The sequence below is a fragment of the Pseudoalteromonas sp. MMG024 genome (genome assembly GCF_021654175.1).
In the GTDB taxonomy this organism is placed as follows: Bacteria; Pseudomonadota; Gammaproteobacteria; order Enterobacterales; family Alteromonadaceae; genus Pseudoalteromonas.
In genome coordinates this window covers 16,698-29,845 of record NZ_JAKFZO010000023.1, presented here as the reverse complement: position 1 = coordinate 29,845, position 13,148 = coordinate 16,698, and the positions used below count along the sequence as shown (strand labels likewise).

General features: G+C 40.6%; 14 protein-coding genes. 9 read left to right on the top strand and 5 right to left on the bottom strand.

The genetic code is table 11. The features are described 5' to 3' along the window. Window positions 1-98: 98 nt before the first annotated feature. Window positions 99-644, bottom strand: a complete 546-nt coding sequence (locus L1068_RS18210) for a glutathione peroxidase (RefSeq protein ID WP_237131355.1) — start codon at window positions 642-644, stop codon at window positions 99-101. Between the two features lie 90 nt (window positions 645-734). Between L1068_RS18210 and L1068_RS18205 the strand changes: the two genes are divergently transcribed. Further along, window positions 735-1,307: an ACP phosphodiesterase gene (locus L1068_RS18205; RefSeq protein ID WP_237131354.1), complete on the top strand. Its 573-nt coding sequence runs from the start codon at window positions 735-737 to the stop codon at window positions 1,305-1,307. Here the strand turns inward: L1068_RS18205 and L1068_RS18200 are convergent. Continuing rightward, entirely contained in the window at window positions 1,288-1,587 is a 300-nt protein-coding gene (locus L1068_RS18200; protein ID WP_100914406.1) for a DUF6482 family protein, read from the bottom strand. The two genes, L1068_RS18205 and L1068_RS18200, sit on opposite strands and share 20 nt — an antisense overlap. Window positions 1,588-1,693: 106 nt before the next feature. Here L1068_RS18200 and L1068_RS18195 point away from each other — a divergent pair, with 106 nt between their 5' ends. Beyond that, complete coding sequence (locus tag L1068_RS18195) at window positions 1,694-2,041, top strand: DUF393 domain-containing protein (protein ID WP_237131353.1); 348 nt, start codon at window positions 1,694-1,696, stop codon at window positions 2,039-2,041. On the opposite strand, the gene L1068_RS18190 is transcribed toward L1068_RS18195, so the two are convergent. Beyond that, window positions 2,038-2,583, bottom strand: coding sequence for an MliC family protein (locus L1068_RS18190; RefSeq protein WP_237131352.1), 546 nt, complete (start codon window positions 2,581-2,583; stop codon window positions 2,038-2,040). The genes L1068_RS18195 and L1068_RS18190 overlap by 4 nt on opposite strands. Window positions 2,584-2,808: 225 nt before the next feature. On the opposite strand from L1068_RS18190, the gene L1068_RS18185 reads away from it, so the two are divergent. From L1068_RS18185 to L1068_RS18165, 5 genes are all read left to right on the top strand, one after another. Beyond that, on the top strand, window positions 2,809-3,717 hold the full coding sequence (locus L1068_RS18185; protein WP_237131351.1) for a DUF808 domain-containing protein: 909 nt from the start codon (window positions 2,809-2,811) through the stop codon (window positions 3,715-3,717). A 407-nt stretch (window positions 3,718-4,124) separates the two neighbouring features. Further along, window positions 4,125-4,904 carry a deoxyribose-phosphate aldolase gene (deoC, locus tag L1068_RS18180; protein ID WP_237131350.1) on the top strand — a complete coding sequence of 260 codons (780 nt, stop codon included), beginning with the start codon at window positions 4,125-4,127 and terminating at the stop codon, window positions 4,902-4,904. Next, window positions 4,904-5,641 carry a purine-nucleoside phosphorylase gene (gene deoD / locus L1068_RS18175; protein ID WP_237131349.1) on the top strand — a complete coding sequence of 246 codons (738 nt, stop codon included), beginning with the start codon at window positions 4,904-4,906 and terminating at the stop codon, window positions 5,639-5,641. The genes deoC and deoD overlap by 1 nt, the downstream gene beginning before the upstream one ends. Window positions 5,642-5,699: 58 nt before the next feature. Further along, entirely contained in the window at window positions 5,700-7,874 is a 2,175-nt protein-coding gene (locus tag L1068_RS18170; protein WP_237131348.1) for a cation:dicarboxylase symporter family transporter, read from the top strand. A 185-nt stretch (window positions 7,875-8,059) separates the two neighbouring features. Further along, complete coding sequence (locus tag L1068_RS18165; protein ID WP_054980943.1) at window positions 8,060-8,545, top strand: hypothetical protein; 486 nt, start codon at window positions 8,060-8,062, stop codon at window positions 8,543-8,545. A 12-nt stretch (window positions 8,546-8,557) separates the two neighbouring features. Here the strand turns inward: L1068_RS18165 and L1068_RS18160 are convergent, their stop codons facing one another. Continuing rightward, window positions 8,558-9,487 carry a tetratricopeptide repeat protein gene (locus tag L1068_RS18160; protein ID WP_237131347.1) on the bottom strand — a complete coding sequence of 310 codons (930 nt, stop codon included), beginning with the start codon at window positions 9,485-9,487 and terminating at the stop codon, window positions 8,558-8,560. 209 nt (window positions 9,488-9,696) lie between these two features. Next, the gene (locus L1068_RS18155; protein WP_237131346.1) at window positions 9,697-11,217 is read right to left on the bottom strand and encodes an aldehyde dehydrogenase family protein; all 1,521 of its coding nucleotides are present in this window, start codon (window positions 11,215-11,217) and stop codon (window positions 9,697-9,699) included. Window positions 11,218-11,384: 167 nt separating this feature from the next. Between L1068_RS18155 and L1068_RS18150 the strand changes: the two genes are divergently transcribed. Next, window positions 11,385-12,263: a helix-turn-helix domain-containing protein gene (locus tag L1068_RS18150; protein WP_237131345.1), complete on the top strand. Its 879-nt coding sequence runs from the start codon at window positions 11,385-11,387 to the stop codon at window positions 12,261-12,263. A 98-nt stretch (window positions 12,264-12,361) separates the two neighbouring features. Further along, window positions 12,362-13,039 (top strand): LipL32 family surface lipoprotein, encoded by a 678-nt coding sequence (locus L1068_RS18145; RefSeq protein ID WP_010561392.1) that lies wholly within the window; start codon window positions 12,362-12,364, stop codon window positions 13,037-13,039. Window positions 13,040-13,148: the final 109 nt, after the last annotated feature.

Below are 13,148 nucleotides of genomic sequence, written 5' to 3'. Positions count from 1 at the left end.
TTTCACTGCGCCAACATGTGGCGCAACGTGTTCAAACCGTACCAAATATAGTGCCAGACTAAAACCATATGCACAGTATCAATTGTTTAAAAACGTAATCAAAGCGCTTTTTCTATCGCTTGCTTTAATTCATCACTTTGTGGTTTTACACGAGAGCCAAAATGCGTGATTGTTTGACGGTCTTTACTGACCAAATACTTATTAAAGTTCCAACTTGGTGAGCGCGTTTTATCCGCTAAATGTTTAAATATGGGATTAGCATCACTGCCTTTTACATCACTCGTTGCCATCATATTGAACGTCACACCGTAATTGATAAAACACATTTCTGCGGTGTCTTTCTCATCATTTTCCTCTTGAAAGAAGCTATCAGATGGAAAACCCAACACAACTAAACCTTGTTCTTTATATTCTTTATGAAGCGCTTCAAGTTGCTCAAATTGAGGTGTAAAACCGCAGTTACTTGCAGTATTTACAATCAGTAATGGCTTATCTTTAAACTGGCATAAATTGATGCTTTCTTTTGAGCGTAGCTTACGTACATCTTGGTTGGTAAAGTCGTTACACTCGGCAGCCGAAACTGAAAATGCAAACAGTGATGGCGCGAGCAACGAAGTTAACACAATATTTTTTAAACGTTTCATAAGTGATTCCAGTTATTTTAATATAACCAGTATACGGTTATTTTTACTTTTAAGATCGAACAAAATTTGAATTATTTTGCACATTTACATTTGGCTCACTTAACATCGACTAGTTTGACTGGCAACTTACTTGGCGATTTTGTAAAAGGCAGTCAGCTTAGTTTTCTGCCAGTAGAGTTAGAGTTAGGAATACGTTTACATCGTGGCATCGATAGCTTTACAGACGCCCATCCTGTGTGCCAACAATTTAAAACTGAGTTTAAAGAAGTTCGTCGTTATGCTGGTGTCGGACTAGATATTTTATTTGATCATTTACTGGCAAAACAGCTAGATGCTAAGTATCAAAATTTGTGCACCTCCTTCTATCAAGTTTTGCAAGCTGAACTTGCTCTGTACGAAGCAACTTTGCCCGAAAAATACCAAGCCACAACGTCGCGCATTATTAACGAAAACTGGTTTGCTAGTTACAGCCATCAGCAAGGTATTAAACTCGCTCTGCATAACACAGGAAAACGATTTAGAAATGCTGTTCCACTCGAAATATTAATGGATTGGTACAATGATAACTCTGATCGCGTAGAGTCAAACTTTCAATTGCTTTACCACGACACCACTTTGTTTGCTCTAGGCAAGCGAGACGAGCTTATTGCTCGCCTAAACTGATTGTAATGCGAGTATCGCTGCTTTTGTCGTTACCAATCATCTCATCATACGCTGTTTGAAAATGCAGACTTGCACTGGTAAACCCTAGCGACTTTAAACACGTTTCAGCTTCAAACATCGAGTTAAAAACCATAATTTTATCTTGCTCATCAGAAAGGGAATAAAAATTTCCGTCTTCATCTTCTGCGCCAACTAAATAATGATTGGCATCTGCATAACCAAAAATGGTTGGGGTAAGTAAATGTCTTTCTATTTGATTTTTAAACTCATCTTTACGCATAACAATTGCCTTTTTTAGGTGACTTTCTAAGCAATACGGGAAAACTGCAATATTCGTTCAAACTTTTTTTAAGCCATTACGTATTACTAATAAAGGAGTTAAAAATATGAAGAATACTGTTTACTACGATGCACAATGCCCGCTTTGCAGCAAAGAAATTGCTCTTTGGCGCAAGCTATCTGGCGAGCGGTTTGAATTTAAAGATGTCCATTCGCAAAACTTTCCTCGGCAACAACGAACCAATATGCTGAAGGTATTGCACTTGCGAGACGAAAAAGGCTCATGGCATATCGGGTTGAACGCAAACTTTAAACTGTGGCGCTCACACCCGATTGGATGGGTCAGTTATTGCTTTTCAATTCCCGGTATTTATTGGCTGGTGAATCATTTTTATAATGTTTGGGCTGAGCGTCGTTATGAAAAACGTTATGGCTGTGAACAGTGCCAACTTTAAAACAACGCTCGACCGCAACCTGAGAACGCTTTACCGTTAAACTGACCACGAACGCTGGAAGCAAATTTTTGACCAGACATGGAATCGATACATGGCTTATTAATAATTTCAAATAATAACGTGTTTTGGTTTTTAGTTAATTCAAACAAGCTGCTTTGTTCGGTTTCAATTGGCTTTTGATAAGGTAAAACAGTCTCAAACTGGCCGTAGTTAGTAAGATATTTAACGTGAACATTTGGTGTTATTTCAATTAACCAACCCGGCTCATTGCCAACTGCACGAAAACTAACACCACGAAACTTTGCGTCTTGCCAAATAGCCTCTTGGCGGTTGTTAACACAGTTTTTATAAAGTGTTTGCTGGTAATTCACCATCGCATTGTCACCCTTCAACCAAACGTAATCCGCTGCTTTTTGGTATTTCGCACCCGATGCCGTTCTGGTTGGCTCAAGTGCAAGCGTTTGCTGAGGAAAAAACGCCCATAACGCTTGCCCCTCTAATCGTGCGACAAAGCTCAAATCATTTTCGCACTCAAACATCATGGTGACAGCCTTTATTGATGATTCAGTTTGTGCACTTTCCCCCTTAGAAGCGGACCCAACTGAATTACATGCATAGAGTATCATTAGGCTTAAAAGCAAAAAAACATGTCTTAACATCTTGATTCCTTTTACAGGGAAAAACACTATAGTTGTAAAATAGTTATACCAATATATTTAACAGAAGTTGGATTAACTCTGCGTGAATTATAATTGAAGGAATAAAAAATGGCAGGAGCAAGCTTACTCACCCTCATAGATGATATCGCGACTTTGCTCGACGATATTGCGGTAATGAGCAAGGTAGCAGCAAAAAAAACCGCAGGTGTATTAGGTGACGACCTTGCCTTAAATGCACAACAGGTTTCTGGCGTAAAAGCCGATCGTGAGTTACCCGTAGTGTGGGCGGTTGCAAAAGGTTCCTTTGTAAATAAGTTAATATTAGTGCCATTAGCGTTGCTTATCTCAGCTTTTGCACCGTTTTTGATAACGCCACTATTAATGCTTGGCGGCTTATTTTTGTGTTATGAAGGCTGTGAAAAAGTACTTGCTCCTTGGCTTCATGGTAAACATGCCGAGCAAAAAGAGCAGCAAATAGATATTAACGACAAACATTACGAGCAACAAAAAATCAAAGGCGCAATTCGCACCGATTTTATTCTCTCTGCCGAGATTATTGTTATTTCATTAGGCACGGTTGCAAACGAAAGCTTTACCTCACAGCTATCGGTATTGAGCGTTATCGCAACACTTATGACCATAGGCGTGTATGGCTTAGTGGCGCTAATTGTGAAAATTGACGACGCAGGACTGCTATTGATAGAACAACCTCATGTTTGGCTACAGACCATTGGCCGCGGGCTGCTTTCTTTCGCCCCGTATTTAATGAAGCTACTGGCAATTGTCGGCACGCTTGCAATGTTTTTAGTTGGTGGCGGTATTCTTGTTCATGGCAGTGACTTTTTACATCATCTTGTAGATGATCTCACTTTAGCAATCAATCAGTTACTTAATACCGACCTAAATTTTTTATTACCTACATTATTTAATGCCATTATTGGTTTTGTCGCCGGTACAATTGTAGTGGCCGCCACAATTTTGTTTAGTAAAGCGAAGAAGCAACTTCGTAGCACATAAAAAGATGAACTAGATCATTTAACACTTAATTAGCGCTAGCTGTTAGCAACAAAATAGCTGACAATAGCGCTTGGTATAAATGGATTTAAATTATGGTGCTAAGATCAGGAGATCGTTACAACCATAAGTCTTCAAGGAACCAAGTCCACTCATGTTCTTAGAGCATATGAGTGAGCTTATTGATCGAGAGTGTAACTCTCCCTCCTCAATTGTTCTGGGATTACTTTTATACCAATTCACTTAAGTTGCTGATCATCCTAGCGGACTAAATATCATGCTAACTGCGTTAAAATTTATCAATGTAGTACGACTGCATAAGAAAAATTCCGCCTTGTTACCATTTCATTTATCCAGCGCTATCCCTGATTACATACTTAACAGAATTGGTATTATATTTGGAGAAAAGTATGACCTTAAACACCCAATTAGATTTAACAGCCGCGGCAAAAATTACCCTACAGTGCATGGACTTAACCAGCTTAACTGGCTCGGAAAGCGATGACGAAATCAGCGCCCTTTGCCAGCAAGCAAACAATAACGCTGGCCATACCGCAGCCATTTGCATTTACCCGCAATACATTGAATTTGCTAAAACACAGCTCAATTCAGATGTAAAAATTGCAACTGTAACCAACTTTCCACATGGCGACAAAAACATTGATAAAGCCGTGTCAGAGACCAAGCAAGCTGTAAGCTTAGGTGCCGATGAGGTGGATGTTGTATTTCCTTACCGCGCACTTGTCTCAGGCGATGAAACAGTTGGTTTTGAACTTGTAAAACAATGCAAAGCTGCCTGTGGTGACACTGTTTTATTAAAAGTAATCATTGAATCTGGCGAGCTAAAAAGCGACGAGCTTATTGCGAGCGCATCTCGCATTGCAATTGATGCAGGCGCCGATTTTATTAAAACAAGTACGGGTAAAGTGCCCGTAAATGCCACATTAAATGCGGCAAAAATCATGTTAGAAACAATTAAAGCAAGTGGCAAAAAAGTTGGCTTTAAAGCCGCGGGCGGTGTACGCACAGTGGCGGATGCAAAACAATACATTGAACTTGCCGCCAGTATTTTTGATCTTGATTGGGTTAACCCTGCCAACTTCCGTTTTGGCGCATCAGGCTTATTAGGTGATGTAAAAACCGTATTGCAAATCAATACCTCAACAGATTCAACACAAGGAGACTATTAATGGTCTCATTTGATCAAATTGAATTTGCAGCTACGCCGCACCTCAATGCAAAACAAAATGACTTTGCCGAAACCATTTTACTACCAGGCGATCCGCTGCGTGCCAAATATATTGCCGAGCATTTTCTTGATGATGCTACGTTAGTCAACGATGTACGTAATATGCTCGGCTACACCGGCTATTTTCAAGGTAAGCGAATTTCGGTTATGGGCTCTGGCATGGGCATACCAAGCTGCTCAATTTATGCAAAAGAACTGATCACAGAATATGGTGTAAAAAATCTGATCCGCGTAGGCAGTTGTGGCGCAGTATCGAATCAAGTAGCACTACGAGACATCGTTATTGCCATGGGTGCCTGTACTGACTCAAAAGTTAATCGCATGCGCTTTAAAGGCCACGACTTTGCCGCAATTGCTGATTTTAACTTGCTGAACGTTTGTTTAGCACAAGCGAATAAAACACAGTTGCCAGTAAAAGTAGGCAATGTGTTTTCATCTGACCTATTCTATACACCGCAACCAGAAATGTTCGAGCTAATGGATAAAATGGGCATTTTAGGTGTCGAAATGGAAGCCGCGGGACTTTACGGTGTTGCCGCAGAGTTCGGGGCAAATGCATTAACCATTTTAACGGTTTCAGATCATATTACGCACGATACTCACCTTAGTAGTGAAGAAAGACAAACTTCCTTCGCTGAAATGATTACCTTGGCGTTACAAACAACCGCCAATTTATGATTAAATACAGGGCTTACAAGGGTCAAATGACCCTAGGCCCTTACTTATTTGTGGATCAATGAAGAAACTTATCGACTTTTTTGCGACTAAAAACCTCATGCTGTGGGCACTGATTGGCGGTGTCATTTTCGGTCTTATTTTTGGTGAACGGCTGGCGTTTTTACAGCCAGTTGGCAATGGCTTTATTAAGCTAATGCAAATCACAATTTTCCCGTATATTGTGGTTTCGCTGGTTGTTGGTCTTGGTAAGTTCGAACCCGATCAAGTACGCTCTATTTTACTTAAAGCGGCAACAGTCATGCTGTCGTTATGGGGGATTGGCTTATTTGTTATTTGGTGCTTTGCGTTTACATTACCTAAGCACGATGCCGGTACCTTCTTTTCTACCGCGCTCATTTCCGCCAAACAAGAAATCGATTTTGTAGCTCGTTATATCCCCTCTAACCCTTTTGCATCAATGGCTGAAGGCAATGTGCCCGCGTTAGTAATTTTTTGTATTGCTCTGGGCATGGCGTTAATGGGCAATGTACGTAAAAGTAGTTTACTCAATATATTAGATGTTGTTGGTGAAGGGCTTTCTGTTATTTCAAAGAAAATCGTTAAGATTTTTCCGATTGGTATTTTTGCTATTACCGCAAGTTCAGCAGGCACGATGAGTGTTGACCAGCTTAGTACGTTGCAAGTGTATCTTGTGTTGGTAATTTTACTTGGCCTGTTTCTGATGTTTGTTTTGCTACCTATGCTGGTCGCGGCGCTGACACCGGTGAAATATCATGAGCTAATTGATGTTGCACGCAATGCGTTAATTGCTGCATTTACCACAGGTAATGTATTTATTACCTTACCCGTGATCACCGAAGGCATTAAAAGCTATATGCATAAAAACAATATTGCCGATGCCAATTCAGATCACATTGCCGAAGTGCTGGTGCCAATTGCCTTCACGTTCCCGAGCTTAGGTAAACTTACCACGCTCATTTTTGTATTATTTGCGGCATGGCTTACCGGCCATGAAGCAACCCTCGCTGATGTACCAAATATTACCATCAGCGCATTGTTCAGCTACTTTGCCAATGTACATATCGCAATTCCATACATGTTGGAAACCGTGCGCGTGCCAGCTGACACCTATCAGCTGTATTTGGCAATGTCAGTGATCAGCGCCAAATTTGTATCTCCAACTACTGTGGTCTATATCGTAGCCGTCACTTTATTAAGTATTTTCTATGTGCGCAAGCAACTGAGTTATAAGCGTGCAAAAAGCATTTTATATTTTTCATTAATTGGTGGGTTATTACCCGCCTGCATGCTCGCGGCCTACACTGTAAACTCACAACTATTGAAAAGCTCACATGCCGCGGATGATATTATTGCCAACATGGTGGTAAGTGACAAAGTGCCTGAGCATGTACTAAATCATGTGCCAAAGGCATATGAAGATGGCAAGTTATCGCTTACCAATATAAGTGTAATTAAAAAACGTAATTTACTGCGCGTTGGTTACATTGCCGACAACGTACCGTTTAGCTACTTTAATCACAATGATGAACTCGTTGGCTTTGATATTAGCTTGGCACATAAACTTGCTGAAGACTTGGGTGTGCAAGTGGAGTTTATTCCATTTAAAAAGCCACAACTGGTGGAATACCTCAATAAAGGGTACTTTGATATTGCCATGTCGGGGCTGGAAATTAACCTAGATGATATCGAAAAGGTCTTATTTACCGATCCGGTGCTTGAGCTCAAGCTTGCCTTAGTGACCCTTGACCATCGCAGTAAAGAGTTTCAAACCTTAGAAGCTCTGCAAGCCCATGAATCCCTTAACTTTGCCACCATAGAATACCAAGCGTTACTCGGTAAAGAATTTGAACGCAACAAACATTACACGCTTACCAATATTACTAGCTATCGTGATTTTTTTGCCAACCCAGATAAGTACGATGCCTTGTTAATTAGCGCTGAAGCAGGCTTTGCTTGGACCATGTTTTATCCTGACTTTGGCGTTGTCGTTCCCGAGGGTTCAAAAGCGAAATATCCCACAGGATTTGCGGTTGCTAAACGTCACGATGACTTGGCAAATTACCTTAACTCGTGGCTCGATATTCGCCGTGCTAGTGGCAGAGTGCAAGAGGTCTACGACTATTGGATTTTAGGGAAAGGCAGCAAACCCTATGTGCGTCGCTGGTCTGTTCTTGATGATATAATTCTTGAAAAATCAGATATTAAAGACTAGTTTATATATCAATTGCACTGATTTTATGAGCAATTATTACGGCAAATAAATGCCTTTTAACTAAGGTAACATGTAGGTAATCTACAAAAGTATTGTTAACAGAGTTAACGCGCCATTTAGCTCTTAGAGCAATCGCATAATAAGTAGAATTGGTATAACAACAATAAAACGCGTTTAGGATAGCCATGAATATCACCATTATGGGTAGCATTGCCCTTGCAGTATTCGCCATGATTTTTCTCTATGTGCGGGGTGAGAACTTTAAGCGCCAAGCGAGGCAGCTATCGAGCTCACTTGATGGAGCTAACCGCGAAACAAAATACCTAAGTGAAATCGTTATTGAGCTGGCGAAAGAAGAACAAAAACTACTGCGTGAACGCTTTATTAAAGTGCAGCGTTTAGGCTCACCTAAAGTTGAACTGTTACGCTTTAGTGGATTACTTGTCGAAGCATCTGAAAGTGTGATTAGCGATTCAGCATTAGGCCACAAGTCGGTGCAACAAGCCTTCAAACATTATGTAGCCAATTACACCCCTGTTGCTTTTGAAGAGTTTAATAGTTTTATTTTGCAACAAGACACACAGATCAGACAGTTTTGGACAAAAAACAATATTCACAGCTATCTCGATTTGTGTAAGGCGTGTATTGAAGATTTAGAGCGCGCTAGCTAACTTACACAATTATTAACACAAGTCTCGCTTATCACACAGCTGCTGCGCTTTGCTATGCCCTTGCTTAGCCGACAACGTTAACCAGTGCCCAGCTTGTACCGTGTCTTTATCTGTTCCTTCACCAGCTAAATACATTTTCGCCAGATTATACTGTCCCCAACTATCGCCTTGCTTTGCTGCTTCACTAAAATATTCAAACGCTGTCGAAAAATCCCTCTCCTGATAGGCAGCAATGCCTTCTTGATTTGCTTTATTCAATTTAAAGCCGGCATATAAGGGCTTTGGACTGCTAGGCATTACAACAAAACCACCGAACAATTTTAGATCTTTAGGTCGGTAAGCTGCATAGATGGTGTTATTGTCGTAAAAATCTTTTATCTGCTGCTGGCTAAAAGTCTGACTGTCATTAAAAAAGTAACCCTTTTGCACAAAATTATCACTGCGCGCCGACAGTTTAAGGTCACGCTCACGACTATAGTTATAGCGACTTAGTTTTAAGGTGATCGTATTATTTTCAGTTGCAACCACCTTAGCCGCGACAACTCGCTTTTGATAATATTCCTCTTTTAAAAACTTACTGTAATCAATAAAAAAGAAATCATTTATCTGCGGTTGGTTAACGATGTTTATTTCAATATTCCGAGCCTGAGTATGCTGCTGCCAAAGCCAACTCAGCATCAAAATGATTAATACAGTACCAATAAATTTGGTTAACACGTGAAATATCGGCAGTTTCGAATATTGACTATTTTCAGGCATATTTTTAGCGCTGCAATTGGCGCAATATGAAGCGCGCTCTAACGCAAATGGAAATAAGGGAATTAAACCAAAACAAACAAATTTTAATTGTGTATGTGCTGTAACCGCGACCTGGTGACATTGGCTACATTGAATATATTGCGGGTGTTCAAATGCTTGGTTTTTTATATTAAAAAAGAGCATGTACAGTCCGTTTATTTGGTTAATTTACGTTCTGTTTTACTGTAACTAGGCAAACAAAACAACCAATAAAATATTTTCTTACAACTAACAACTGTATAAAGAACATGTGTTTACAAAATTTTAACAGCGATGCTTAATACTCTTTGGCTAATAAAATAAAAAAGGCTCTCAAATGAGAACCCTTATTGCTTAGGAATAATTAAAGGGGGTTAAAAGAAACCTAAAGGACTATCGCTATAGCTTACTAACAAGTTTTTAGTATTTTGATAGTGCTCAAGCATCATTTTATGAGTTTCACGACCTACACCTGATTTTTTGTAACCACCAAATGCCGCATGCGCTGGGTAATGATGATAGCAGTTAGTCCAAACACGCCCTGCTTCAATTCCACGCCCCATGCGATACGCAAGGTTCATATTTTTAGTCCAAAGCCCTGCGCCTAAACCAAACTCAGTATCGTTAGCAATTGCTAGCGCCTCAGCTTCATCTTTAAAGGTTGCAACACTGACAACAGGACCAAAAATCTCATCACGGAAAATGCGCATTTGGTTGTTACCTTTAAACAAGGTGGGTTGAATATAATAACCGCCGCCTAGCTCTTCAGATACTTGCTCAACACCACCACCGGTTAAGAGCTCTGCGCCTTCGTTTTTTCCAATCGCTAGGTAACTAAGTATTTTATCAAACTGCTCTTGCGATGCTTGCGCACCAACCATCGTATCTGTATCAAGCGGATTACCGCGCTTAATTTGTTTAGTGCGATCAATTACACGCGCAATAAACTCATCATAAATGTCTTCCTGCACCAAGAGGCGAGATGGGCATGTACACACTTCACCTTGGTTGAAAAACGCCAATACAGCCCCTTCAACACACTTGCTAATATACTCTTCATCTTGCTGCATTATGTCCGAAAAGTATATATTCGGTGACTTACCGCCAAGTTCAACAGTGGATGGAATGATGTTTTCTGCGGCGCATTTTAAAATATGCGCACCAACTGGCGTCGATCCCGTGAACGCAATTTTTGCAATACGTGTACTGGTTGCAAGTGCTTGGCCTGCTTCCGCGCCAAAACCATTAACCACATTCAATACACCTGCAGGCAGTAGATCACCGATGACTTCCATCAGCTTAAGAATTGATACAGGAGTTTGCTCCGCTGGTTTTAAGATAACGCAGTTACCTGCCACAAGTGCAGGCGCTAATTTCCAAGCAGCCATTAATAATGGAAAGTTCCATGGGATAATTTGACCAACAACGCCTAAAGGCTCATGAAAGTGATACGCCACCGTACCATTATCTATTTCACCAATTGAACCTTCTTGTGCGCGAATACAGCCAGCATAGTAGCGGAAGTGATCAACACACAGTGGTAGGTCAGCAGCAAGTGTTTCGCGCACTGCTTTACCATTATCCCATGTTTCTGCAACCGCCAACATTTCAAGATTCTGCTCAATACGGTCGGCTATTTTTAGTAGTAAGTTACTACGTTCTGTTACCGATGTTTGTGCCCATGCATCTTTTGCCTTATGCGCTGCGTCTAGGGCTAATTCAATATCTTTACCGTTAGAGCGAGGTATACGACAAATGACTTCTCCTGTTACCGGTGTTGTATTATCAAAATACTTACCGTCAACAGGGGCAACCCACTCACCACCAATATAGTTTTCATACTGCTCATTAAACTGTACTTTGGCATCTGCATGCCCTGGATTTGCGTAAATCATTTTGTTTCCTTTATGTGTGTTGTTATTAGAAGCTTTCTTCAACTTAAATATGTGCTCCCTCAGACTAGTACTTCAAAATAATTGTTGCTTGACTCTGCATCCAAATAACTTGACTGAGAGTGCACAATTTAGCCATTATGAATCTCTACAAGTTTGGAGGAACAGGTATGTTGTTACAGGAAAAACGCAGTAAAGTTAGCACCTTAATTGATAATCGAGCTGCATTTAATAGCGACCATGTACAACTGTGTGTTTACGATACCTATCAAGCTTGTGAGCGCATTCCATTTCATGCTGAACAGTTAATGTTTTGCGCTATGCATACCGGTAAAAAAGTAATGCATCATCACAGCCTGCAACGAGGACAAGAGTTTTTACCGGGACAAAGCTTTATTATTGCTGGGGGTGAACACGTTGAAATTGATTTTCCTGAGGCACATTTAAACGCCCCAACTTCATGCCTAACCATTGAAGTTGACAGTAAAAAAGTGCAGGAAGTAGCGGAGAGAATGCGCCTAGAGCAAGCCTATTACAATGAGCAAAGCGCCACTCTGCAGTTGAGCAATAACCCGTTTACTCAACAGCTTTATCAACGATTAGTTGACACCTTTAGCGAAAACAAGCAAGACCGAGAAGTGCTGATCGACCTTGGTATTAGTGAGTTGCTCGTACGCATGCTGCAAGATCGCTCGCGCGAATTGGTGTTGCAGCATTGCAATCTCAAAATTGGCCATAACGGATTGCAATCGGCCATTAGCTTTATAAAACAAAATTTAACTAAGCCAATCTCAATTGAAATGCTATGTAAAAGTGCGGGTATGGGACGCAGTAAGTTATTTTTAGAATTTAAGCGCCAATTAGGCTGCACACCACAAGCCTTTATTGTTGAACAAAAGCTAACAGCGGCTGCGGCAAAACTAAAACAAGGAACTGCGGTTACTCAGGTATGCTATGACTACGGATTTAGCGAATTAAGCTACTTTAGCCGCCGATTTAAAAAAACATTTGGCTGCAGCCCAAGAACCTACCAAAACCAAACAGTTTAAATTTTTTCATCTATTAATTACTTAAATAGATTGAAAAAACACCGCAGCTCTGTATTATAGCCCGCGATTTTATAACACGGAATGAAAAGGAAATTTCAATGTTAAAAAAAGCACTTCTTGCTGCTTCTTCAGCTCTAGCTCTAACTGCATGTATGTCTGGTACTGGTCCTGCTCTTAAAAGCTCTGTAACACAAGGTGTTGCGGGTGTTGAAGCACGTCTACCATATGCTAACTACACTAACTACTTTGGTTATGTTGACGCATCTGTAAAACCAGAAGGTAAATACAAAAACAAAGACGCTTACTACCTATACGCTTGGGTACCAGCGGCAGTAGATGAAATTGGTGTATCTATGGTTTCACCAGCAACATCAACGCCTTCTGATAGCGACTTCGTAAACGTAAACTACACAAATAACTTCGAAAATGATTCTAAAACATATTTCGACACTTACATTGTGTTAGATCGCATGGACATTATTGACCCAGCGAAAATCAAAAACGGCGGTAAGTCACTACAAACTCTGACTTACAATGACGACAGCAGCGAACTACCACAGAATCCAGGTGGTCAGAGCTACAACTCTCTACTTCGTCAAACTTCAGATATCAACAACCCAACAAAAGCACTTGTTCGTGGTGTATATCGCATCTCTTTCACTTCATTCCGCTCAGCGATTGAAGGTTCTTTTGAAGCTACTGTTGGTACAAACGTACCAGGCGTTAAAATTGCAGCTTCGTTAGATGAACTACATAACCTAGTAAACGAAGGTTAATTAGTTTCGGGCTCGACCCTATACCAATCGGTGTAAGTCGAGCTCACTTTCCTTTTATCCTGTTTGTCACCCTTTTATCATTCTTCCTCTTTCTTAATTCCGTAATTCC

Excerpts from the sequence above, each read along its gene's own strand:
- L1068_RS18145 (WP_010561392.1), top strand. The coding sequence starts at position 12,362 with ATGTTAAAAAAAGCACTTCTTGCTGCTTCTTCAGCTCTAGCTCTAACT.
- L1068_RS18160 (WP_237131347.1), bottom strand. The coding sequence starts at position 9,487 with ATGCTCTTTTTTAATATAAAAAACCAAGCATTTGAACACCCGCAATAT.
- L1068_RS18210 (WP_237131355.1), bottom strand. The coding sequence starts at position 644 with ATGAAACGTTTAAAAAATATTGTGTTAACTTCGTTGCTCGCGCCATCA.
- L1068_RS18165 (WP_054980943.1), top strand. The coding sequence starts at position 8,060 with ATGAATATCACCATTATGGGTAGCATTGCCCTTGCAGTATTCGCCATG.
- L1068_RS18185 (WP_237131351.1), top strand. The coding sequence starts at position 2,809 with ATGGCAGGAGCAAGCTTACTCACCCTCATAGATGATATCGCGACTTTG.
- L1068_RS18170 (WP_237131348.1), top strand. The coding sequence starts at position 5,700 with ATGAAGAAACTTATCGACTTTTTTGCGACTAAAAACCTCATGCTGTGG.
- L1068_RS18150 (WP_237131345.1), top strand. The coding sequence starts at position 11,385 with ATGTTGTTACAGGAAAAACGCAGTAAAGTTAGCACCTTAATTGATAAT.
- deoD (WP_237131349.1), top strand. The coding sequence starts at position 4,904 with ATGGTCTCATTTGATCAAATTGAATTTGCAGCTACGCCGCACCTCAAT.
- L1068_RS18190 (WP_237131352.1), bottom strand. The coding sequence starts at position 2,583 with ATGATGTTTGAGTGCGAAAATGATTTGAGCTTTGTCGCACGATTAGAG.
- L1068_RS18155 (WP_237131346.1), bottom strand. The coding sequence starts at position 11,217 with ATGATTTACGCAAATCCAGGGCATGCAGATGCCAAAGTACAGTTTAAT.
- L1068_RS18195 (WP_237131353.1), top strand. The coding sequence starts at position 1,694 with ATGAAGAATACTGTTTACTACGATGCACAATGCCCGCTTTGCAGCAAA.
- deoC (WP_237131350.1), top strand. The coding sequence starts at position 4,125 with ATGACCTTAAACACCCAATTAGATTTAACAGCCGCGGCAAAAATTACC.
- L1068_RS18200 (WP_100914406.1), bottom strand. The coding sequence starts at position 1,587 with ATGCGTAAAGATGAGTTTAAAAATCAAATAGAAAGACATTTACTTACC.